We start from the raw sequence: 20,768 nt of genomic DNA, 5'->3' as shown, positions 1-20,768 counted from the left end.
CTCCTTGGTTAGTAGTGTGTGATGGGTTAGTGGTGATAGACAACAAACTGCAGCAACTGGCGGTGTATTTCCGCCGATTGCTCGTATTGGTCACGCTGGTCTTCCAGCAGCACAAGCTGAACAGGCACATTGTCCAGCATTATCTGGTTATGCAAGGCTGAGATAATGTCTGCAGCCATCGCCTTTACCGATGAATAGCTTTGGCCGTAGCAGTCCACCTGAAAACGGGATTCCGTTATCTGGGGTTGCCGTGTGATGGTGACTGTACGAGGCGATGACACCAGGGCATAGACAACAGCGGGCAGATCATCACCCCGCACACTGGCAAATACCCCGCCAACATCAAGCTTTTTCAATGCCCTGTAGAGTGCCTTTTCAATCATGCTTTCTTTTGGAGTCTCTTGATTCTGCGGGCCAGACTGTCCTTAAAGCGGCTCACGGTCTGTTGCCAGAGTGCGTAAGCGGCAGGTCTGATAAACGGCTGGGCTGCGCTTTTCTCGGTCCCAAATTCGACAAAATGGGCCTTCCACGCGCCTTTTTTAATGGCGCCCACCTGCACAGCCGCTATGGCATTATTACCTGCAAAGGTTTCCTGAAACTTGCGGGTGGTTTTATCGCCCTTGTAAAACCCAGAACGTCGGCCAATAGTCTTCTTCAGATTGCCTTTATCAACCGGAACATCGGCCTTCATCTGGTCAGCCATGGGTTTACTGGCGGTCATTAACGCACCACGAACCGCTTTTGCCCCCACTTCGGTTTCCAATTTGCGAAGCTGAGCTTCCAGCTCTTTCAGTCCAGTGACTTTTATTTTGTCGGTCATTAAATCACCAGTCGGCGACAATGGACTTTCAGCTGCCGCCGACGCATATCCGGATCATAAGCAGCCAGCACTTCATAGGTGATGTCCCGGTGAACCATACGCCACTGGTTGTCCATCTGGGCAAGGGTTTTGTTGAAACGGATGTTAACGGTCAGATCAGTGCTGACGATTTTGCCTGCAGCGGCCTCGATCTCTTTGGCTGATACTGGTTTGATTTCTGCGCGGGTTGGGCTTTTAGTGGCGTTTTCCCAACTGGTAGAGGCGTTATCAGTGTAACCATCGGAAGTATCTACCGGCTTTTGAAAGCGGACGCTGTGGCTAAGTACTCCGGCTCTCATAGAGGAATCAACCGATGTGGACGGATAATGGCGTCATAAGCCAGGGGCACTTCTTTAATAGTCAATTCACTGGTCGCTTCCCGATTTCTATACCAGTGAGCAACCAGAAGCAGCATAGCCATTTTGATCCTCGCCCCCACAACCAAACCGCTGCTATCTTCATCAGGGACAAAATCAGCGTAGAGATTGCGATTCAGGTCGGACTGAACCTGATCCTCTGCTGCTGATGCCAGCATTTGAAGGTACTCTTCGTCTTCTGTTTCATCCTGATCGATGACGCACTGGGCTTTGATTTCTTCGAGGGTGAGGTAGTTCATTATTGACTGGTATTTTGGCTGGCTGACTCACGATTGTTCTGCTGATCTTTCTTTTCAGCTTCTTTTTTTGCTTTCTGTTCTGCCTTGGCTTTGGAATCTGCTTCAGAATCCCCAAGTACACCCAACTCTTTGGCAATTAACTGAGCCCTTTCGGGCAGTTCTTCATGCTCACCCGCTGCTACAGTTTCAACATCATAGCCATTGGGTGACCACTTAAATGATTTGGTTATGGTAATCATCCTGCGTACCTGTCCGGTTGAATGGGAGCAGGGGCGAACCCCTGCGACTCATCAGGCGTTGGCCTGAACCCTCATCAGCTTGATCGCTTCTGAATCGGTCAACATGCCACCAGTGCGTTTGGTGGTGTAGAAACCAACAAACGGCTTGTTGGTGTAAGGATCACGCAGGACACGGGTACCCATGCGGTCAACAATGGTGTAACCACGCATAAAGTTACCGAAGGCGATAGGCAGCGCATCGGCGGCAACGTCTGGCATCATTTCGTTTTCAGCAATAGCGTAACCCAACAGCGTTGAAGGCTGACCAGCATCCAGACCCGGGCGCCAGAGGTAGTTACCCTCGGAATCCTTCAGAATACGCACTTCAAACAATGAGCTGTTGTTCATCATGAACTTGGCTCCCATGCGGTGGACCTTGCGCAGGCTGTATACCAGCTTGAGCAGAGAATCCGCCGTGATATTTGCTGCACCGCCAGAACGGATGTACTGAAGCTTGCCGAAATCACGATCACTGTCCACTTCTTCGGTCATGTCATAAGCCAGGAAACCTTTGGGTTTCTTGGTACCATCACCAGAGGTGAAGGCGGCTTCTTCCCGCTCTGCAAACTCGATCTGCAGTTCATTGGTGAGCCACTGCTCAACATTGAAGAAGGCATCATCCAGCATGGTCTGGGTAGCCTGTGGGTTGCCGTAGAGCTCTCCATTAATAGAAGAAATCTGGGCCAGCTTTGGCGTGTTGGTTTCTGGCCGTGCTTGGCTCTCATCGACCCAGCCAGAACCGGCACCATGGAGGTTTACCAGCTTTTTGTAATCACTGGAGCCGACGGTAATAACAGAAGCTTCCTGACGCATAACCACTGAATCACGCTGGAGATCCAGCAGCATACGGTCCAGTTCTTCCGGTACTGCGTAACCGCCATCAGAGTCGGAGCCTGTATTCAGGGCTTTTTGCTCCAGATCCTTGAGCCCGTCTTCATCCCCTTTGCGAATGAAACGGTCAAAGGCTTCTTTATGCTCCTTGACCTCTTTGCGCTCATTCTTGCTGGTCGTGCCCGGGCGCTTGGCTTCTTTCAGTTCTGCTTCCAGATCTTGCTTGATTTGGTCCAGATCAGACAGCTTGCCGTTCAGATCTTCTACCTGTTCAGCCAGCTTACTCTTTTCCTGCTCGACCGCTTCCAGTCGCTTGTCGTTTTTCTTTTTGAATTCGTCGAAGGAACTCTTGAGTTCGGTCGCGACGTTTTCAATGTCCTTTTTATCGATAGCCATAATTAGCTCCAGATGGTTTTAAATGACTTGAGTGCTTCCAGTGCCGCCTCGTCGTCAGCGTCTCGCTGGTTCAGTGCGGAATATCCCTCAGACATAAAGGCTTTTGCCTGAGTTCTTGACAGGCCTACGTCGCGCAGGACTCTCTCAATTTGTTTGGGTGAGACTTCCTCACCCCGTGACAGGGCAGTTTTGACATCAGAGATACGGGCTTCATCATTAGCGGGGAAAGTGACCAGGGAAACTTCCCAGAGGTCAATATCCTTCAGCAGCCATGCACCCTTGTCTTTGTCCCATTCGTAATCATTCAGGCTGTAACCAATAGACAGGCCTGACAGTGAACCGGCTTTCATGTGGGCATGTGCCCGCTTGGCAAGCGAATCATCATCAATCAACAGACGACCTTCGACATATAAGCCTTCGTCGTCTTCTTCCATTTTGGTGTAAACCCCGATGGGTTCATCCATGCGGTGTTGCCAGAGCATGGCTGGGAGCTGGGCTTTTTCCTGCCAGTGGTTCAGGGACTCTTTGAACGCACCCGGTAAAACAATGTCGGAATAACTGTCTTTGACACCAAAGACAGAACCGTAACCGCTGAACTCGCCGGACTCGCTGACCGACTTGATTTTCAGTGGGGCATCAAGCCGTTTTTTAGTCAGCATTGCTGTTCTCCGTGTCGTCTGGATTAGTGGTCATATTCAGAGGGCTCAGGTAAATGTCACCGCCTTCTCTTGGGTTGAGGTCTTCCAGCTCCCGACAATCGTTCGGGCTGTAGATGCTCCATTGAATGCCTTTGGCATAAGCTTCAAACCGGCTTTTCATATCACCACGCAGAAGCGCACCAGCGTTGAACTTGGCGTAATAACGACCCTGATCTTGCCCATCAAGCAAACCTATGTTGATGCGCTGCTCTATGCGGGTGAGATAAGGCATCAGGCTGTAATTCACAAAGCTCTGGGCCTGATGTTCGATGTTACTGAAGGTGGCTTTTTCCAGATTGGCAATCATGTGGGGCGGAACACGGAAGATGGCGCAAATCTCATCCTTCTGGAATTTTCGGGTTTCCAGAAATTGAGTATCTTCAGCCTTCATGGTGATTTGGTTCCACTTCAGGCCCATCTCAAGAATGAACGGCTTGTGCATGTTTTCCATGCCCTGATGCCGTTCCTGAAAATCCTCTTTCAGTCGTTTATAGGCGTCATCAGATAACTGTTGATCGGTTTCCAGAGAGCCGGAACCGACCGCACCGTTCTTGAATAACTGACTGCCAAACTGTTCAGTATCCAGACCCAGACTGATCGCTTGTCTTGCGTAAGAGATCGGGCTTAATCCGGTCAGCCCATCAAGGGTGAAAATGCGAACGTGCCAGATTTGATCCTGTGTCAGAACATCCTTGGAGCCATCTTTAAAGGTGACTTCGTAAACCGGGTTCCAGTTGCTGTCGAGTTTTGGCTCTACGCAGTCTGGATCAAGAGGGAGTATTTCACTGACCTTGCCATAAACCTTGTTTTTGTAACCGTAGAAATTTCCTTTCAGGCAGAGGCAGGCTATCAACAACTCCCAGAACTCCTGAGGTGTCATATAGTCGTTAGGCTTGACCGCCAGCAGTTTATAGACAGCATGATCAACCGCCTTTTCTTTCATGCGTCCTTTCTGTTCAAACAGATGACAGGGCAACATGCCAACGGATTCGGTCAACACCCGGATACAACCAAAAACGGCTGTCAGCTGCATGGCGGTTCTACGATTAATAGTTCGGCCACTGTAGCTATCCACAGACCAGCCGCCGAGCATGGCCGCCAATTCTTCAGGCGTGGCTGCTACTTCGGCGCTTTTACGGCTGAATAGTTTTGAAAAAATGCCCATAAATTAAAGTGACCGGATGCCTACGTTTTCGATGTGGTTGGAAAGATCTTCTTTGACTTCGTTGCTCATTGCCCGGTCCATAGCCATTAACAGCGCCACCATGCCGTCTATTTTCCGGTCATTGGATTCTTTCATCGGACAGAGGTTGCCTTTCAGTTCCCGGGTAACAACATTTGACGCCATCCAGGTCATTACCGGGTTACCATCATGGTGAAATCGGCCGGACTGAATAGCGGCTTCCAGTTCCCGCATAGCAGGAGACAGGGCATAACCCTGCTTAACTTCGATCGTTGAAGCGCCTTCTTCTTCCAGTTGGTGCGCGAGCTGGGTGGCTCGCCACTGGTCATAGGCGATTTCATTGGGTGGACAATCTTCTGCCTGCTCCAACACTTCGTCTTTGATCTGGTTGAAGTCAATTTCATCACCATCTGTCGCTGTCAGTGCGCCCAGGTTAACCCAATTCTGATAGGCGTCACGGTTCTTATTGTTGTCACTGGCGTTAATAGTGTTTTCTGGCAGGTAATGGCGACCAAAACAGTAGTAGTGGTCTTTGCCATCAATATGCTTTTTAAACAGTTTGACGTGCGAACAGATATCCAGCCTTGAGGCCAAATCCAGACCATCCCAGCAATCCACGCCCCGGAAGTCTTCAATGCTCATCTTGCGACGGCATTTCTCCCACTGCTGCAGGTTGAGCCAGGCATCTTTGGCATTACACCAGATGTTCAGATGCTTGGTTTTAAACTTATTCTGCCGACTGGTGATGTTGATAGCGTTCTGCAGTTCACTCAGCAGAAAGTCTTCACTCACTGAGACCCCCATATTTGGGTTGGCTTTTCTCAGTGAGGCCGGATCAGTCCAGTCGTCGTCCGGGTCAATGGTGTAGATAATGCCAAAGAGCTCTTCATTGGGCAGAGTGCCCTCCAGCATCGCCTCAACTTCTTTGCGCTTTTCAAAACAGGGACCGGAAATATTAAAGCCCGCCGTCGTAATGACATACAACAATGGCTGACTTCGAGCACCCATACCGGTACGCATGGTGTCGTACAGATCAGAGCTTTTGTGTTCGTGGTATTCGTCAACGATGGCACAGCTTGGCGAACTACCATCACCCGGGTTTCCTATTACAGGCTCAAACTTGGAACCATCTTCAAGAATGGCCAGGTTCTTGGCGTTCACTTCTATACCAGCAGCTTCTTTCAGCTCTGGTGTTTTTTGCACCATCTTTTTCGCAGGGCTGAAAACTTCCAGCGCTTGCTTCTCGGTGGTAGCACCACTGTAGACTTCCGCGCCGTATTCACCATCAGCAGCAAAACACAGCAAACCAGTACCCGCTGCCATAACTGATTTGCCGTTCTTACGAGGAATCTCATCATAGACTTCCTTGAATCGACGAGAGCTGTCTTTCTTTTTGACCCAGCCAAAGACACAGCAAAAGTTGAATGCCTGCCAGGGCTCGAGCTTGATTAATTCCTTTCTCTGTCCCCACTTCGCTTTAACATGGGGTAGTAACTCTATGAACCGACAGGCATTTTCAGCTTTATCTTTATCAAACTTATAAGGCCAATCCTTACCTTGTTTATTCAGGTCATCCAGATGACGCTGACAGGCAAGCTTTACCCACTTACAGGCTGGAATGCGCCCGGAAACAACGTCTCTGGCGTATTTACTAGCCGCATTAACATGGGGATACGCCATTGCATAAGTCTATTTTTTCGCCTGAAGCAACTTGGAAAATGGATTCTCTTTTTTCTCTGGGCCTGCTCCGATCAGTCTTTGACGGCTGGCAGGATCTAAACCAAGCAAGGCACCAAAACTGGAAACCTGTTTCATGGTTTCGTTGGCTACGGTACAGGCTGGGTTTTTGTAGCGTTTTTCTTTGATGTTGCCTTCCGGATCCATCATGGTATCAACGAGGGTGACGCCTAATTCCGCTATTTCAATCTGAGCCTGACGCCAGTTCGAGTAAGCAATGCAGAACATTTCCAGATTATGCAGATCGGTGGCAGAAAGAATTTTCTGACCACACAGTTCAGGGCAGACTGTATTCCACATTCCCACCGCCATATCATCCAGCCATTCCGGAGCTTCGGCGTTGTTGATACTGGTGAACTGCGGCTCATCCTGCTTTACATGACGACTGCCTGATGCTTTTTTCTGGGCATTGGGTTTCGGTTTTCGACCTTGCCCGGGCGCTCGATTTCCAGCCACAAATCACCAAATCGGATTTTTTAATTTTGTACACATAAAAATTTACCTGGGGCGGCGGTCACTGTGGGAAAGGGTGTAGGGATTTGCCTACCCCCTCCCTTGCCTGCTGCGCTCTGTGGCGGTCTTTTGTGTGTGACATTGGGGGCAGATCGCCTCAAGGTTTGAGTCGCTGTTGTCGCCTCCATGCGCCCTAGCTTTGATGTGATCGACGATGTTTGCTGCAGTGAGAATGCCTTTTCTCATGCAGGACTGGCATAGGTAGCTGTCACGTTCGAGTATTCTTTTTCGAATCTTGCGCCAGTCTGCACCGTAGCCGCGCTGCGTTGTGTTGCCTTTCTTCTTTTGCCACTGTTGCCAGGTTCCATCTGTTTTCTGGTGTTTCTCACAGTAGCCGGATCGGTCTGTGGTGGTACCCGGACAACCGGGCTTGCGGCAGGCTCTCTTTAGTCGTGCAGGCATAGAGTAATATCAAGACTCAGGCACCACATACCACAACAGTGGTATCTGCATCGGAAGTTAATTCCAGGTGCACCACCGGAGTGGGGATCTCAACAATCGTTGGTCCTGTTGCGGTTCCCAGTTCCTTGGGTGTCAGGCTGGCGTCAAGCGTTCCTTTGATGGTGACTGTGCCGGTTTCGACCTCCAGAAAGTGCTGCCTTGGAACAGTGAAATTGTTGTCATCAACACGCTGTGGGGTATTAGCTTTCAACTGCAGAACTTGTCGGTAGATCATGGTAATGAATCCGTTGCTGACCAATGTTCGGTCTTCATTAGGGCTTCAGCCTCTGACTGCGTCAGATGCTCTGCGGTGGGAAAGTCATAGATACCGGTGACAAGACCCAGATTCCCATCCAGTGAACGCCGGGGTGAGTTGGGCATTTCCATCCAAGGCAGTGACTCGATGTTGCCTTCCCTGTCTTCTGCTCCGTGGACGAAGTTGGAGTGGTAATAAGAGAAAACTGTGTACAGTTTTGGATCTTCTACTTCACTCATACGTTATCGTCTTCCAAGATTACATAGGGCTGATCTGTGCCGAAGTTCGTCATTATTCCGGCTGTTGACGAGAGCTTATATAAATAGGATGTAACTTTTGCCCCTGCTCCCGCTCCGGGAGCACCGCCATTCTGGATATAGCAACGCTGGGTTATGGGAGCGTCTCCGGTCTCTAAAAACAATTTATGTGGGCCATCACTTTTTATATAACCCACAATTTCGGACAGGCGCAGTCGAAATTCAGTGTCATCAGGTGAGTCAGCAATAATGACTTCCCAAAGGTAGCGGGAGTTAGGCTCGAGGGCTACGATTCCTGTTCCTCCATCATGAATGGTTTTCCACGAATTAACATCTTTTGCTATGAAAGTTGTCCCAACCGTGGACTCGGCCCACTTATCAATGCTTGGATTGCTCTTATCTTCTAAAAGCGTCGTAGTCGGCATCTTTTCTGAACAGATGATGCACTCGTAGAAACGGGAATTGGACAGGTTCGAATGGTCTGTTAGTTTGATATTGGATATCTGGCCTTTGAAAAAACCACTCTCATTGTTTTCAGTCTTTCCTATAACGACAAATCCAGAATAATTTGACCAAGATTCCCCAGTAACACGTATGGTGCCCTTTTCACCTATCGGCAAAAAAAGCGGTGACGGCGACGGTAATCGTTTAACACTAACGTCGCCATCCCGCGCATCCCAGTAAACAGCTATGGAGTTACCGATATCGTTTATCAAAGTCGTATTCCGATTAACAGACTGCCCTTTTATACCTATCTCAATCTCAAAAGCACCTTCCGGCTTCCACTCTGGAATCTCAACGTAACTATTAATCCCATTAAAATTCGGCGTCCAAGCATAACCCCCAACAAAAACAGGTTTCACAGCAACCGCAGACGCCGACACACTCTTAACGGAAACAGGAAAAGCCCGGACAGCAGATAAAACAGAGGTCATAAATGATCCTTATTTCTCGCCCGCTGCCTGCGCTCCCGAATAATGCCAAGAGAGATATTAATCACCAGCCCGACCACGCCGACTACTGCCAGAATATCCGACACATACAACTGAAACGATCCATCCATCATCTGCACCAATGTTGCATCGCTAAAGCTTCTGGCAGTTGCAGAGTTCTGCAATGAAATACCTGTGCCGACAGCGCCGCCAGTAATTGCGGTGATAGTGTGTGGTTCTGTCATTATTTTTTACTCTGGCCTGCCCATTGCCCCAGCCGACTTTCAATGACACTGCGCAGCATACGACGAAACCCGAATGTATCGACATAGATCAAAGCCAGAGCCACCAGATACCAGTCAGGTGCTATTTGCAACGCATTGAATCCAGACATTACAGCGTTAGTCAGATCACCGGCCACATAAACGGATTGAAGAAAAACCAGTTCAAACAAGGGTGCTGTGAATAGAAGCAGTAAGGGCATAGTGGTGATGATCAACAGGTAATCATCTTTAATACCTCGATGCTGAAAGCTGAGTTGGTCAAGACTGATCGCCGAACCATCGCCCTGTTCTGCCCTGCGAATCTGACTTTCAATACGGGCCTGTTTCAATCGATGCTGAGCACTGATCTCAATACTCTTCAGGCTGGCTTTCTGTTTTGAATGCGCTGACCAGGCATTAATGCCTGTTGATATAAGTGTAGAGATAGCAGCGAGCATAATCAGTCCATTAACTCAAAATGAGGCATATCAGAAAAGGTTTCATCGCTGGAGCGGTTGTCCATATTCCAATCACCACCCCAGCGGATTTTTATGCCCAGATCATCAGCCACCGCTCTTACATAGCCTGCAAAGTGTGCAAAGTATTCGCGGTCTTCCCAATCAATGGGATAAGGAGCAACGTCTACTGCAATAGATGGAATAGTGTTGTGCTTGCTTTGACCAAAGCGAGCCTGACTTTTGCCTTCCCTGAACGCCTTCTCTTGTTCTTCCTTGCCACGATGACCACAGATAATCGAACAATCGAAGCGCTCTACCACCTTGTTCATCAGACGCTGTAGATCAGGATGGCAAGTTTCCAGTCTGGCTTTTGATGTTTTTGAGAATGAAGGCATAAGTTTGTTCAGGTAGAAAATAGAAGACCTTACCCAGTGGGGGATACCGGGTAAGGCCTGAGCAAGGAACTTGCTGAAATTGGGGGCGGGAGCTGGATTCGAACCAGCGACCACTGGCTTATGAGACCAGTAAGCTAACCACTGCTCTATCCCGCCATAAATCCTTATTCGTAAGGCTGCTTGATGCGTTAACGGGTCGCCAATCCCGATCTATCCTATCCCGTTAAGGGTACATGAAAGGAAAGTCGCCTTGTCATGCCTGCTATGTTGATTACACAGCTGCAGGAAGCACTGCGGACTGATTTTTAGTCAGTCAGATAAAATCAGTAATTACATAAGAGCCACCAGCCGGTGAGTTTTCAGGTATAAAAAAACTCCCGAGCAAGCCTGAGCCTGACGGGAGCCATAATTTTTCGAACTCGCGAAAGCAAAACGCCCCGACTGCAAAGCAATCAGGGCGCAAATAACCGTATTCTGACTCTTAGGATATATATGGATATATGAAAAGGCAACCCCTGACATTCAATGCGGATAGAGTGAGAAATTATGGTCAAACCAGAGAACATAAAACACATCCCTAACCCGGTATCCCACCATAGGATGTTTACCGTGATAACGGAATGCCAGCAGATTGGTTACTTCCTCAGTGATAAATGCCGGAATAGTCGCCCTGATCTGGTGTTTGGGAATTTTCTCAAAACCCAAACCGTGCCGATCCTGCCTCTTTATTTCAGCCCAAGTCGACCACCATATAAAGAAATGTATACAACCAAACCAACTAGCGCAATGACTCTGACCTGCCACTTCAAGCTCAATAACACATGGTTATCAGACCAGAGTCTTCAAGCACCTTCTCGGCATTTACAAGAGATTGTTCTACGATGTTTTTTACTGACTTTTTCACTTCATACTGCTGTAGGTTTACCGTCGCCTGCCGCTCGCTCCCTTCAGCCCGGAATGCCTTCTCCACCACATCCGGCCTTAAAGCCCTGAGCGCCATGTACTGCAGCCGGATCTCATTCTTCAAGACACTGGCGCGAATCATTCTTTGTCTGATCAGCTCGTGTCTCAGTACTGGCCAGCCCTCGACCAAGGCAAGCTGAAGGTTATCCGTCATCTTCAGCAACAAGGCATCACTGCCCGTTTCTATATCTTTGCCGTCATGGGTGTAGCGCATTTTCAACAGGTGATAATCAGCAGGGTTTAGATGTTGTCTCAGTAATCCTGCTGTCATACCCGCTTGGGTGGCCCAGTCAGTGCGGTTTAACCGGTCTTCTTCAAAGCTTTTATTGGTTGGTACTGAAGTGTCCAGTTCCGGGTATTTGTCAGCCAGTGCAGAAGCCAGTTTTTGCCAGCCTGCACTTTTGTAACTATCGAACAATGAGGGATTAAAAGCATTAATCAGAGCGCCCCCAACGCTTGGATACATGCTCAATATGCGTCCCTCCTGTGCCCCTCAATCATTTTTATGATTATTTGCTTGCTATTGGCGATGAACTGCATGCTCCCTTCCCCCCAATCCCGATGATTCAATCTTTTCTCGACTTCTCTGGATACACTCTTCGCTCTTCCGGTATCTGCTTCCAGAGTTCGCTGTTCTTTTTTCTGAGAAACTCGTTAAGTCGCTTTTCTTCTATGAGCTTTATCATCAACTGTCTGATGATTTCATTACTTGGCAGAGCCTTACCTGTCTCAGCATCCACCAGCCCGGCACCATCACACTGAACACAAGTGTTGAAAGAGCCACATATCCCCTTTACCTGCCCCTGATCACAAAAAGGAGAATTGCACTTCTTGAGCAGTCGTTTTTGAATACGATGGCTTTTGCCCCGCTCGATCAATGGGGCACCTCTGATGGCCGGATGATCAACTTTCCCTGCAAGACACCGTATATTGCCAGCATGGCAGCGTCGCGGTTATCTTCGTTGCTTCTTCCTCCCTCCCAGCCTGTCAGGCGATTGAAGTAGTCAGCGTTTTTCTTGGCATGCTTGGCGTGACCCGTGAGAGGTTTCATCATGGTGAACAAGCAATCCTGTTCGGTTAGATACTCAGCAATCAGTCGGGCGACGCCTTTCACCATGCCAACATTCTGAGCGATCCTGAGATTTGCCTGAGCGTTCACCTTCCGGTCAAAGACGGGTTTATTGATTTCCACATCTTCAAGAACGAACACGGCTTGAGGATGCGCTTTTATAAAGCCCCTGAGTTCTGAAAAATTCAGGTTCTTCAGCTCGGTAAGGACTCCATCCTTAACAACAGCGACCCCACTCTTAACCAGATCCGGATCGATGCCCACCACTAACGGATATTTCGTCATGCAGCCCCCCACGACATCATCAACACCTGATTAACCCGATCTTCACCGACCTGCTCCAGAACAGATCTTTGCTCATGTTCTTTTCGAATTTTCCCCAGGTAACCATTGACCGTTCTGCGATGTATGCCAGTAATCTCCGAAATCTGAGAACTGGAGAAGCCCTCCTGCAAATACAGCTTCTTGATAAGGTCCTTTTTCTGCTGGCGCTTTTTATCCAGCTTTCTGCAACCTGCCATAGTCTTCACTCCCTCAGCTGGCTAACTCAGCCTGAACTTCATTCCAAAGTTGAGTAATGCCCAGAACCCCTTCTGGCTTGATCTTGCATTGCTCATAGGTGTAACCATTCATGGTGTTGGTACCGGCATAGCACTCAAACCAGTCCATGTATTTCACGGTGGGCAGGTCCTGACACTTCATCTTGACCCCCGATTCCCTCAGAAACTGATTCAGAGCTACAGCAGTTATCCCCAGAGATTTGGCAACCTGTGTCGTACTTTTCAGATCAGAGCGATAGGGCTTGACCACAGGCTGATGCTGAACCTGACGAATGACACGACCAGAGCTTTCCAATGCCTTGATCGACTGCTTCTGCTGCTCAACCTGTTGAGCCAGTCGAGCCATTTGTTCTTGCAGTTCAAGCAGTGCAGGCTGATCGCTCCCTTTCTCCAGATCCATCCAACGATCCACCAGCTGCGCAGTAAACTGCGGTGTCAATCTGGCCACCAGAATGACGGAATCCCTGAAGTTCAAACGATGAACCGGGTAAAGCTGCTGGTTCTGCGGGTGTTGTTCCTGGGTCTCCTCAGATTGAGTAACCCCCATTTCCACCAGCTGCCGTGCCGTTCTCAGCACATTGTCGTGTCTCATGCCGCACAGCTGGGCAATCTCGCGGCTGCTCATGGTTTGGCTGGCGTCGTTCAGTGAATGGATACTCAGTGCGCTGGTCATCATCCTGCTCCGTGTTCAGCTCAAGCAGCCCAGCGGGCCAGTAAGCTTTCCCGATGAGATTCAAGACAGCTGTCCGCTTCCTGAATAAACCCATGGGCGTTGTCATCCCAGTCCTGAATCAGCTCATGCCATACCGAGACCTCATCCGCTGAGTGATCCGTTTGCATCAGGAAACGGTCAACACTGGCCCGCTGGGCAGTGAGAAAATTACTCAGGGTCTCCTGGCAATACCCACCCTCCAGACCAAACTGGCCCAATCGTTCAGCGAATGTTTGGGTGCTGGCCGACCCTTTGCTGTGTTTGTCTTCCATGAATCTCAGGAACCAGTAAAGGTACGGGTGGCAATCGAGAATCAGGTGAGAACCAAAAACACCAGGCACACCGTCGGGCGACTCGTGCGCGTCATCAGAATCAGTATCAGAAATATCTGTATTACTCTCTGTTGTATTCTCTGTAAGAGAGTCTGCTGGATCCTGCAATCTTGTTTGTCGAATCCTGCAATCTTGATTGTCGGATTCTGCAAACTGCTGTTTTTCCTGCAAAAAGTCTTGATTGTCGGATTCTGCAATCTGTTGATTTACTTGGTTTTTTTCGTGTTCTAAAGCAGGCTCTGAAAGACTGCTCTCAGGGCAGTTTGTTGAATCCTGCATTCTTGTTTGTTGAATCCTGCATTCTTGTTTGTCGGATTCTGCAAACTGTTGTTTTTCAATGGTTTTATATAAAAGCAGATTCAACTGATTTTTGTTCACCCGGTACCACAATCGGGCAGGATTCCCCTTCCTGATCTCTTCCAGTACACCCGCCTTTTTTAACTCTTTTCGGGCTCTTTCCTGCTCTGAACGTTTGAGCATGGTTTGCTCGTGCCACTCATCCTGTGACGTATAAAACCACCCTCCTTCATGTTGTGAACGATCGGACCAATACACCGCCTGACTCAGAAACAGTCCACCAGCAGCAGACCCGGCAATCACAGCGTAAGGACGCTGGAAGGCAATGGGCCTGCTTAATAACTGACTGAGATCCGGCAATGCAATGTTCATGTCCCTGTCTGGCATCAGACAACCCCCCATTTGCATTCCAACGCTTTTCTTCCCATAATTGAATCTCCTGCATGAAAGCCTCGGTTAGCCTCCACAGCTAATTGACCGGGGTTTTCATCTTCCCTATTCGTCTTCTTATTCCGCTCTAATGCCTCAATGAACCCGCTTGCCTTTGCTCTCCCGGGCCTGTTCTCGAAGCACAATCGCCTTGAACTTACCGTTGCTTTTCAGCTCAATTACATCTGCCATCGGGCCTGAAACGTAGCCGCGTTTTTTCCAGATGGTTACGTATTGCCGACAACAGCCAAGCGCTTCAGCCGTTCTACTGATAGCCCCCCGCCCTTTACCTCCAAAGTGCTTAATAATCTGGTCTACCGTGACTGTCATAGCTGCTTCTTAGTCTCCATTTGCTTAAATGTTAATATTTTATTTACCGAAAGATCAATAACTACGCCGAAAGAAGTATAGAAGTAATTTATTATTTCGGTGACGATTAGTTACCATTTAGGCAGAATCTAGGGATTGAAATTGCTGGTATACACCTTGGAAACACTTGGAGAACGACTATCTCACGCCAGAGCCACAGCTAAAGAGAGAGGTACGCCATGTAAAGCGAGCAAGGTGACACAAGGCGATGTTGCTAACGTTGTGGGTATGACCAGGCAAGGCATAGTCAGAATAGAGAAGAACGTTAACGGCACTTCTAATGAAAAGCTGGAGAAGATTGCTACATTTCTAAACGTTAACCCTATATGGCTTATCACTGGAAAGGGCAGCATGACTGAAGCGGATGAAGCCGTCATCTCAGAAGCGCTCGAATTGGCAAACAAACATATCTCCCAACACAGCAGCGCCTATGAGGTAAAGAACGACTCCGATCTGATCGGCCAGATTTCTGCCATTCATGCACTGACGGGCCAGATCCTGAAAAATGCTGACTGCGGCCGAAACAATAAAACCCTGCTGTCGATGCTTGAACAGGCGATTACGGAATACCTGCAGCAATCACAAGCTTGAGAAGGTAAATTGCTGACTCATTGGGCGTTTGTGGTCTATGCAAAGGCCACCAGCCGGTTAGAGAGGTCAGGTAGCTTTAGGTGTCAGTGTAAGCCCCAGTGCTTGTGTGAGGGCAATAATAGTCTTGAGGGTAGGGTTCCCCTGCTCACTAAAGCTTTTGCATAGCTGTTCTCTGGAAAGGCCAGTCTGCTCTGCAATGGCCGTCATTCCCCTGGCTCTGGCAGCCACACCAAAAGCATGAGCTATATAGGCGGCGTCATTTGTCTTAAACGCTTCAGCCATAAAATATTCAACCGCCTCAGGAGTAGTTAGGTCGTCTGCCGGGTCATAATCGTAGAGTTCTACTTTCTTCATGACTGTTCCTCTATTAGCTTCACCAATTCTTTCGCCATCTTTATGTCTCGTTGCTGGGTGGCTTTATCACCCCCGCAAAGCAAGATGAACAAATACTTGCCCTGCTGTTTGTAGTAAACCCGGTAACCTTTTCCAATGTGGATCCGCAACTCACTAACACCCATGCCGACCGGCTTAGCATCACCCGACTGACCGAAGGCAAGCCGGTCAATTCGGGCAGCTATGGCGGACCTTGCACGCTGATCTTTGAGCCCTGTCATCCATTTTGCAAACTGTTTCGTCTTCTGAACTTTAAGCATGGTCCTAACGGTCTCTGGTCACGTCCTCTCACCCAGAAGGATCGGTTGATTTATAAATTTTACGATATCCATATCTAAATTGTCGCTCTGGGCGGCCACTACCAAGAGCATTAAACCCTTTTCAGAATTTCATCCAGCTTGCTGTCCATATACTCTACTTTTTTCTCGATCCGTGCCTGGCCCTGTTTTAAATCCTTGATATCCACTTCCATTCTATCCTGCCGAGCCTCCATCCGATCCTGTCGCCCTTCCATCCGATCCTGCCGCTGATTCAGAAAGGACATGCCATTCATCATCCCCTGAATCTGCCTGTGCTGCTCCATCTGAACATTGCCGATATGAATAATGTGCTCATCAATCCGGCTCAACGCCTGACCGACGACGTCATTAATATGGCGGTTTAAACGCTGTTCGAAATGCTCAAACATTCGTGTCATCTCCCGTCGGTAGCCGTCTACCATAGCGCACACCTCACAACTGGCCCTAATAGCCAGCTCCTGTTCTGTACCTGCTTGCTCAAGGGCTTCGGTCAGTATCGGTAACTTTATCCGCATTGAGTATACACCTGCTCGTAAATCTTTTTTTGATCAGTGAGCCTGGAAAGATAGAGCATAAATTGCCTGCGAGCCTGCTTTCGAATAAAAAAAAGAAATATATTGTTAACTTTTATGCTTGCTTTTGAATCCTGAACTCGCTATAAATGTAAATATATTATTACCAAATAAAGTTATAAAACATTGACAGACAAGCTTATGAAAAGGATTCACTGGCAACACAACCCCAACCACCAACTCACCAAAAGAGAAACCGAGTCGGTGGCCAGAGCTGCAGAAGGCGACAGCCACAAAGAAGCAGCCAGGGAGATGAACTGCGCACCCACGACAGTGAAGCGCTTCTGGCTCACCGCCACAGAAAAAACAGGCGCCCGTAACCGGTGCGAGCTGGTGGCCATAGCGATTCATCAAGGTTGGATCACACCGCTCTGTATTCTGTTCTGCCTGCTGAGTCTGGGAAAAATGGACGCCCTGCGCCGCCCACCCCGTCCACCGGCCGTAAGAATGGCAAGAGCTGGACGCTCAAGAGAACTGCACGAACTGGCTGGAATCCGGACATAGGGAAAAACGATGACCACAGAAAACAGAAGCGAAATGATTCAGCGTTTGCAGGAATGGGCTCAATCAAATTCCTATACATTCACAATCATTAATGAAAAATCACAGCTATTTAAAAGCCAATACGAAAAGTATCGTAGTTTTGTTAAAGCGCTCAGCGATACCTCGGACAATCAGCCAATCTGCACCACCACTCTGAACGAGATTGAAAGAGAGTTGACGGCACTGGCAGATGGGACTCACTGGAAAGTCGGCAAAGATCTTGACGACATCAGGAACGGCAACATAACCAGTGAAACTCACCGCGATATCCACGACAGAATTGATCGCCTGCAAAGACTCATTGAATTAAGAAACAACGTGCTGTGGTTAATCGAAACCAATAACAACAAGGACCAGGATCATGGGAAAGATAACAGCCAAGAGCTTTCAGGATTTGCTGGATGAAATCAGGGAATTGCACGACTGCGGCATGGTTGCCCGCTGGAGCTGCAAAAAGCGTGAAAGCGACTGGGTTGCAACAGGCTTTGTCCGACACAAGGCCCACCAGCCAGAACCAGAAACCTGTTAGTGGGCTGTGTGTCGGCCAGCCACAGAAAAAAGACCACTGCCGTCATTGTGGCGGTACAGGTCAGGAACAGATACCCACCTGCTGCCGACACTGCTGGCCCGGTAAACGCTGAACGCTTTTTGATGCAATGGCTTGAAGAACAGGAAGCCAACGAGATTCAAGCCGTTATTGAGAGACTCTGGAAAGAATAAGGAATACCCATGACACCCCGAACCACCAAACACCTGATGGTCGATATTGAAGCGGCAGGTAAATCAAGCAGTGCTGCACTGGTGAGTATTGGCGCTGTTTTCTTTGACCCCTGGACGGGCAACATCGGGGCGTCGTTTTACCAGCCGATCAAGCTCTCCAGCTCTCAGTACTTTGGTGGCGAAATTGACGCCTCCACCGTTGAATGGTGGATGAAGCAGAGCGATGCAGCCAGAGCCGTGTTCAATGACGAGCAGCGTGAAAGCCTTAAACATGCGCTGATTAACTTTAAAGGTTTCATTGAACAGCATTCAGAACAAGGTGAAGTTCACGTCTGGGGCAATGGTCCGTCCTACGACAACGCCATTTTATCCACAGCCTTTAACAAGACCTGGATTAAACAGCCATGGTCTTTCAGTAAAGACACCTGTGTCAGAACCATGGTGATGCTGGGCAGGGAATTGGGGATCGATCCTAAATACGATATGAAGCGCGATGGTGAGCACCACAACGCCCTCGACGACGCCATTTTTCAGGCTCAGTACGTCAGTGTGATCTGGCAGCGTTTGTTTTCTGGCCACCAGCCACTGACTGCAGCATAAGGAAGTGAACACCATGAAATACCAAAACATCCTGTTTAAAAATCTGGTGATTTACCGCTTCACCCAACCGTTTGATCTGTCGGCAACAGAGCTGGAAGAAAAGCTCAAAGCCAAAACCGCCAGAAATTGTGATTCTCAGGAGTTCAGTACTTACGGTTTCAGTCCCGCTCTTGCTAACGGCACATCAGCTCTGGTTCATGAATATGGCAACTGCCTTCTGATTCGTGCCACCAAGGAAGAGAAGATACTGCCCTCTTCCGTCATCAGGGACCGACTTGAAGAGCGTTTAGAAGAAATTGAAACTCTGGAATCTCGCCAGGTATACAGCAAAGAACGTCGCTCTTTGAAAGACGACATTATCATGGAGCTTCTGCACAAAGCTTTCACCCGCCAGAAGGAAACACTGGCCTACATCGACAAAGATAAAGGCTGGCTGTTGGTGGACGCTTCATCGTTCAAGCCAGCAGAAGAGATCACCAGTGCCCTGCGTGAATGCCTGGGCAGCCTGCCCATTGTACTACCCGACACGAAGAACCTGCCTTGTCATGTTCTGACTGAGTGGTTGAGCTACCAGACACCGGCCAATGGCTTTGCGATCAGTTACAACTGCACACTGCGTGAGCCCGGTGACGATGCCGCCACCATCACGGCACGTAACGAAGAGCTGACCGGTAGTATAGCGATCGGTGAACATCTGGCAGCAGGCAAAATGGTCAGCAAACTGTCTGTTGACTGGCAAGAGGCTTTCAGTTGCCAGCTGCAAGAAGATTTCAGAGTATCCCAGATTCGTTATCACGGAATTTTTCAGGATGAGCAGGACAGCCGGGAGGCAGACACTGCGGAAGAACAGGCATTCCATGATTACCAGGTGATGACCTACTTCTTCAGGTGCTTTCTGGAGGATTGGACCCACGCCTTTGGCGGGCTGGAGTCTCATCAGGGTGAGCCAGCATGAACCGCTACCCTGAATGCCTGACCACGTACTCACGCAAGGCGTCGTCCATACGGGTCTGCCAGCCTTTGCCAGTGGCTCGGAAAAATTCAACCACCTCGGGTGACAGCCGGATAGTAATCCGCTCCTTGGTCTCTTCGGCCTTGGGTCGCCCCACTGGACGGAATTGCTTGAACTCCTCGTCCGTAGGTTCGTACGTGTCAGGATCAGCGGCAATGCCCGCATTGATGGCTGCCTCTTCTTCGTCGGTGTTCAGCTCAAGCCACCGACCGGATTTAGTCTTGATTCCGGCCCTGGTTCGCCCCACTGGTCGGAATTGCTTGAACTCCTCGTCCGTAGGTTCGTACGTGTCAGGATCAGCGGCAATGCCCGCATTGATGGCTGCCTCTTCTTCGTCGGTGTTCAGCTCAAGCCACCGACCGGATTTAGTCTTGATTCCGGCCCTGGTTCGCCCCACTGGTCGGAATTGCTTGAACTCCTCGCCCGTCAGCTCATACGTGTCAGGGTCGGCCTCAATACCTTCATTGATGGAGGCCTCTTCTTCATCAGTTGGCCATATAGTGCCCGGTCTAAGCTTCGGCATAACGTTTAATCTACCGTTTATTGGCTTTTATCAAGGGCACAAAAGTTCAACCAACTCAGGCCGCCATCTGCAAAACGACACCGAGCGCCTTGAGAATGCGGTGAATCGTATCCCAGCTCGGCTGAGTCTTGCCGTTGAAATCCTTGTAAAGACTTTCGCGATTCAGTCCTGTTTGCTCGGCCAGCTCGGCCACGCCTTTGTGCTTTACAACATCCCCAAGGGCAATGATGAACACAGCGGGGTCCTCATCAAGGTAAGCCTCTGTCAGAAACCATGGAATATCTTCATCGGTCAGGGCATGGTCGAAAGGATCAAAGGGTGTCAATTTCAAACTCATTGTTTATTCCTCCAGGTCTTTCAGGATCTGTCTGGCTTTTTCTATGTCTCTGGACTGGCTGGACTTGTCGCCACCACAAAGCAACACAATCAGCTGCCCCCCACGGATCGTGAAATAAAGCCGGTAACCTTTGCCTACAAAAATTCTCATTTCACTGACACCACCACCCAACGATTTGGTGTCGCCCAAGTGTCCAGCACGGGCACGAACCAATCGCATGGTAACCGCCCTGCGGGCTTGACGGTCCTTCAGGCGGGCTTGCCAGCGGATAAACTCCCGCGTTCGAGTCACTTCGTATTTCATAAAGCTATTGTAGCCAACAAGCCACCTAAAA

At 49.2% G+C, this 20,768-nt stretch carries 37 protein-coding genes and 1 tRNA gene; 6 read left to right on the top strand and 32 right to left on the bottom strand.

Going from position 1 to position 20,768, the window contains the following annotated elements:
- Window positions 1-26: 26 nt before the first annotated feature.
- The 26 genes from ACOMHB_RS08575 to ACOMHB_RS08450 form a co-directional block, all read right to left on the bottom strand.
- Window positions 27-383 (bottom strand): hypothetical protein, encoded by a 357-nt coding sequence (locus ACOMHB_RS08575; RefSeq protein WP_448216288.1) that lies wholly within the window; start codon window positions 381-383, stop codon window positions 27-29.
- Window positions 380-820 (bottom strand): HK97-gp10 family putative phage morphogenesis protein, encoded by a 441-nt coding sequence (locus ACOMHB_RS08570; RefSeq protein WP_448216287.1) that lies wholly within the window; start codon window positions 818-820, stop codon window positions 380-382. The genes ACOMHB_RS08575 and ACOMHB_RS08570 overlap by 4 nt, the downstream gene beginning before the upstream one ends.
- The gene (locus tag ACOMHB_RS08565) at window positions 820-1,158 is read right to left on the bottom strand and encodes a phage head closure protein (RefSeq protein WP_448216286.1); all 339 of its coding nucleotides are present in this window, start codon (window positions 1,156-1,158) and stop codon (window positions 820-822) included. Before ACOMHB_RS08565 ends, ACOMHB_RS08570 begins: the two co-directional genes overlap by 1 nt.
- Window positions 1,155-1,475, bottom strand: a complete 321-nt coding sequence (locus ACOMHB_RS08560; protein ID WP_448216285.1) for a head-tail connector protein — start codon at window positions 1,473-1,475, stop codon at window positions 1,155-1,157. The genes ACOMHB_RS08565 and ACOMHB_RS08560 overlap by 4 nt, the downstream gene beginning before the upstream one ends.
- Window positions 1,475-1,714 (bottom strand): hypothetical protein, encoded by a 240-nt coding sequence (locus ACOMHB_RS08555; RefSeq protein ID WP_448216284.1) that lies wholly within the window; start codon window positions 1,712-1,714, stop codon window positions 1,475-1,477. Before ACOMHB_RS08555 ends, ACOMHB_RS08560 begins: the two co-directional genes overlap by 1 nt.
- 51 nt (window positions 1,715-1,765) lie before the next feature.
- Complete coding sequence (locus ACOMHB_RS08550) at window positions 1,766-2,980, bottom strand: phage major capsid protein (RefSeq protein WP_448216283.1); 1,215 nt, start codon at window positions 2,978-2,980, stop codon at window positions 1,766-1,768.
- 2 nt (window positions 2,981-2,982) lie between these two features.
- Entirely contained in the window at window positions 2,983-3,639 is a 657-nt protein-coding gene (locus tag ACOMHB_RS08545; protein ID WP_448216282.1) for an HK97 family phage prohead protease, read from the bottom strand.
- Window positions 3,629-4,843 carry a phage portal protein gene (locus tag ACOMHB_RS08540; protein WP_448216281.1) on the bottom strand — a complete coding sequence of 405 codons (1,215 nt, stop codon included), beginning with the start codon at window positions 4,841-4,843 and terminating at the stop codon, window positions 3,629-3,631. Before ACOMHB_RS08540 ends, ACOMHB_RS08545 begins: the two co-directional genes overlap by 11 nt.
- Window positions 4,844-4,846: 3 nt before the next feature.
- Window positions 4,847-6,541 carry a terminase large subunit gene (locus ACOMHB_RS08535; RefSeq protein ID WP_448216280.1) on the bottom strand — a complete coding sequence of 565 codons (1,695 nt, stop codon included), beginning with the start codon at window positions 6,539-6,541 and terminating at the stop codon, window positions 4,847-4,849.
- Between the two features lie 9 nt (window positions 6,542-6,550).
- Window positions 6,551-7,054, bottom strand: coding sequence for a phage terminase small subunit P27 family (locus ACOMHB_RS08530; protein WP_448216279.1), 504 nt, complete (start codon window positions 7,052-7,054; stop codon window positions 6,551-6,553).
- An 87-nt stretch (window positions 7,055-7,141) separates the two neighbouring features.
- The gene (locus tag ACOMHB_RS08525) at window positions 7,142-7,513 is read right to left on the bottom strand and encodes an HNH endonuclease (RefSeq protein WP_448216278.1); all 372 of its coding nucleotides are present in this window, start codon (window positions 7,511-7,513) and stop codon (window positions 7,142-7,144) included.
- Window positions 7,514-7,529: 16 nt separating this feature from the next.
- Entirely contained in the window at window positions 7,530-7,787 is a 258-nt protein-coding gene (locus ACOMHB_RS08520) for a hypothetical protein (RefSeq protein WP_448216277.1), read from the bottom strand.
- Window positions 7,784-8,047 (bottom strand): hypothetical protein, encoded by a 264-nt coding sequence (locus ACOMHB_RS08515; protein ID WP_448216276.1) that lies wholly within the window; start codon window positions 8,045-8,047, stop codon window positions 7,784-7,786. The genes ACOMHB_RS08520 and ACOMHB_RS08515 overlap by 4 nt, the downstream gene beginning before the upstream one ends.
- Complete coding sequence (locus tag ACOMHB_RS08510; RefSeq protein WP_448216275.1) at window positions 8,044-9,000, bottom strand: hypothetical protein; 957 nt, start codon at window positions 8,998-9,000, stop codon at window positions 8,044-8,046. Before ACOMHB_RS08510 ends, ACOMHB_RS08515 begins: the two co-directional genes overlap by 4 nt.
- Window positions 8,997-9,242: a hypothetical protein gene (locus ACOMHB_RS08505; RefSeq protein WP_448216274.1), complete on the bottom strand. Its 246-nt coding sequence runs from the start codon at window positions 9,240-9,242 to the stop codon at window positions 8,997-8,999. The genes ACOMHB_RS08510 and ACOMHB_RS08505 overlap by 4 nt, the downstream gene beginning before the upstream one ends.
- Complete coding sequence (locus tag ACOMHB_RS08500; protein WP_448216273.1) at window positions 9,242-9,718, bottom strand: hypothetical protein; 477 nt, start codon at window positions 9,716-9,718, stop codon at window positions 9,242-9,244. The genes ACOMHB_RS08505 and ACOMHB_RS08500 overlap by 1 nt, the downstream gene beginning before the upstream one ends.
- 2 nt (window positions 9,719-9,720) lie before the next feature.
- Window positions 9,721-10,113 carry a M15 family metallopeptidase gene (locus ACOMHB_RS08495; protein WP_448216272.1) on the bottom strand — a complete coding sequence of 131 codons (393 nt, stop codon included), beginning with the start codon at window positions 10,111-10,113 and terminating at the stop codon, window positions 9,721-9,723.
- 80 nt (window positions 10,114-10,193) lie between these two features.
- Window positions 10,194-10,269, bottom strand: a tRNA-Met gene (locus ACOMHB_RS08490).
- Window positions 10,270-10,635: 366 nt separating this feature from the next.
- Window positions 10,636-10,818, bottom strand: coding sequence for a hypothetical protein (locus tag ACOMHB_RS08485; protein WP_448216271.1), 183 nt, complete (start codon window positions 10,816-10,818; stop codon window positions 10,636-10,638).
- A 106-nt stretch (window positions 10,819-10,924) separates the two neighbouring features.
- The gene (locus tag ACOMHB_RS08480; RefSeq protein WP_448216270.1) at window positions 10,925-11,548 is read right to left on the bottom strand and encodes a hypothetical protein; all 624 of its coding nucleotides are present in this window, start codon (window positions 11,546-11,548) and stop codon (window positions 10,925-10,927) included.
- A 94-nt stretch (window positions 11,549-11,642) separates the two neighbouring features.
- A complete protein-coding gene (locus ACOMHB_RS08475; protein ID WP_448216269.1) occupies window positions 11,643-11,954 on the bottom strand; it encodes a hypothetical protein in 312 nt (103 codons plus the stop codon).
- Window positions 11,951-12,430 (bottom strand): hypothetical protein, encoded by a 480-nt coding sequence (locus tag ACOMHB_RS08470; RefSeq protein ID WP_448216268.1) that lies wholly within the window; start codon window positions 12,428-12,430, stop codon window positions 11,951-11,953. The genes ACOMHB_RS08475 and ACOMHB_RS08470 overlap by 4 nt, the downstream gene beginning before the upstream one ends.
- On the bottom strand, window positions 12,427-12,666 hold the full coding sequence (locus tag ACOMHB_RS08465; protein WP_448216267.1) for a hypothetical protein: 240 nt from the start codon (window positions 12,664-12,666) through the stop codon (window positions 12,427-12,429). Before ACOMHB_RS08465 ends, ACOMHB_RS08470 begins: the two co-directional genes overlap by 4 nt.
- A gap of 13 nt (window positions 12,667-12,679) precedes the next feature.
- Window positions 12,680-13,381 carry a Rha family transcriptional regulator gene (locus ACOMHB_RS08460; RefSeq protein ID WP_448216266.1) on the bottom strand — a complete coding sequence of 234 codons (702 nt, stop codon included), beginning with the start codon at window positions 13,379-13,381 and terminating at the stop codon, window positions 12,680-12,682.
- A 17-nt stretch (window positions 13,382-13,398) separates the two neighbouring features.
- A complete protein-coding gene (locus ACOMHB_RS08455) occupies window positions 13,399-14,448 on the bottom strand; it encodes a hypothetical protein (RefSeq protein WP_448216265.1) in 1,050 nt (349 codons plus the stop codon).
- 123 nt (window positions 14,449-14,571) lie between these two features.
- The gene (locus ACOMHB_RS08450; protein WP_448216264.1) at window positions 14,572-14,805 is read right to left on the bottom strand and encodes a hypothetical protein; all 234 of its coding nucleotides are present in this window, start codon (window positions 14,803-14,805) and stop codon (window positions 14,572-14,574) included.
- 135 nt (window positions 14,806-14,940) lie between these two features.
- Here ACOMHB_RS08450 and ACOMHB_RS08445 point away from each other — a divergent pair, with 135 nt between their 5' ends.
- A complete protein-coding gene (locus tag ACOMHB_RS08445; RefSeq protein ID WP_448216263.1) occupies window positions 14,941-15,435 on the top strand; it encodes a helix-turn-helix domain-containing protein in 495 nt (164 codons plus the stop codon).
- A gap of 66 nt (window positions 15,436-15,501) precedes the next feature.
- On the opposite strand, the gene ACOMHB_RS08440 is transcribed toward ACOMHB_RS08445, so the two are convergent.
- The 3 genes from ACOMHB_RS08440 to ACOMHB_RS08430 form a co-directional block, all read right to left on the bottom strand.
- Window positions 15,502-15,789: an addiction module antidote protein gene (locus ACOMHB_RS08440; protein WP_257282142.1), complete on the bottom strand. Its 288-nt coding sequence runs from the start codon at window positions 15,787-15,789 to the stop codon at window positions 15,502-15,504.
- Window positions 15,786-16,088, bottom strand: coding sequence for a type II toxin-antitoxin system RelE/ParE family toxin (locus ACOMHB_RS08435; RefSeq protein ID WP_257282143.1), 303 nt, complete (start codon window positions 16,086-16,088; stop codon window positions 15,786-15,788). Before ACOMHB_RS08435 ends, ACOMHB_RS08440 begins: the two co-directional genes overlap by 4 nt.
- Before the next feature lie 110 nt (window positions 16,089-16,198).
- Window positions 16,199-16,642: a hypothetical protein gene (locus ACOMHB_RS08430; protein WP_448216262.1), complete on the bottom strand. Its 444-nt coding sequence runs from the start codon at window positions 16,640-16,642 to the stop codon at window positions 16,199-16,201.
- A 198-nt stretch (window positions 16,643-16,840) separates the two neighbouring features.
- Between ACOMHB_RS08430 and ACOMHB_RS08425 the strand changes: the two genes are divergently transcribed.
- From ACOMHB_RS08425 to ACOMHB_RS08405, 5 genes are all read left to right on the top strand, one after another.
- A complete protein-coding gene (locus ACOMHB_RS08425; RefSeq protein ID WP_448216261.1) occupies window positions 16,841-17,203 on the top strand; it encodes a response regulator transcription factor in 363 nt (120 codons plus the stop codon).
- A gap of 9 nt (window positions 17,204-17,212) precedes the next feature.
- On the top strand, window positions 17,213-17,647 hold the full coding sequence (locus ACOMHB_RS08420) for a hypothetical protein (protein WP_448216260.1): 435 nt from the start codon (window positions 17,213-17,215) through the stop codon (window positions 17,645-17,647).
- Between the two features lie 132 nt (window positions 17,648-17,779).
- Window positions 17,780-17,962 (top strand): hypothetical protein, encoded by a 183-nt coding sequence (locus tag ACOMHB_RS08415; RefSeq protein WP_448216259.1) that lies wholly within the window; start codon window positions 17,780-17,782, stop codon window positions 17,960-17,962.
- 9 nt (window positions 17,963-17,971) lie between these two features.
- Window positions 17,972-18,562, top strand: coding sequence for a 3'-5' exonuclease (locus ACOMHB_RS08410; RefSeq protein WP_448216258.1), 591 nt, complete (start codon window positions 17,972-17,974; stop codon window positions 18,560-18,562).
- A gap of 13 nt (window positions 18,563-18,575) precedes the next feature.
- Window positions 18,576-19,517, top strand: coding sequence for a recombination-associated protein RdgC (locus ACOMHB_RS08405; RefSeq protein ID WP_448216257.1), 942 nt, complete (start codon window positions 18,576-18,578; stop codon window positions 19,515-19,517).
- A 4-nt stretch (window positions 19,518-19,521) separates the two neighbouring features.
- Here ACOMHB_RS08405 and ACOMHB_RS08400 read toward each other — a convergent pair whose 3' ends face one another.
- From ACOMHB_RS08400 to ACOMHB_RS08390, 3 genes are read right to left on the bottom strand one after another with little or no spacing between them, the layout of a single operon-like run.
- Window positions 19,522-20,097: a BrnA antitoxin family protein gene (locus ACOMHB_RS08400; RefSeq protein ID WP_448216256.1), complete on the bottom strand. Its 576-nt coding sequence runs from the start codon at window positions 20,095-20,097 to the stop codon at window positions 19,522-19,524.
- Between the two features lie 55 nt (window positions 20,098-20,152).
- A complete protein-coding gene (locus ACOMHB_RS08395) occupies window positions 20,153-20,434 on the bottom strand; it encodes an addiction module antidote protein (protein ID WP_448216255.1) in 282 nt (93 codons plus the stop codon).
- A 3-nt stretch (window positions 20,435-20,437) separates the two neighbouring features.
- On the bottom strand, window positions 20,438-20,737 hold the full coding sequence (locus ACOMHB_RS08390; RefSeq protein WP_448216254.1) for a type II toxin-antitoxin system RelE/ParE family toxin: 300 nt from the start codon (window positions 20,735-20,737) through the stop codon (window positions 20,438-20,440).
- Window positions 20,738-20,768: the final 31 nt, after the last annotated feature.

It is taken from the genome of Endozoicomonas sp. 2B-B, from assembly GCF_053470045.1.
The sequence above is the reverse complement of the archived record's forward strand: the minus strand, read 5'-3'. Positions and strand labels throughout refer to the sequence as shown.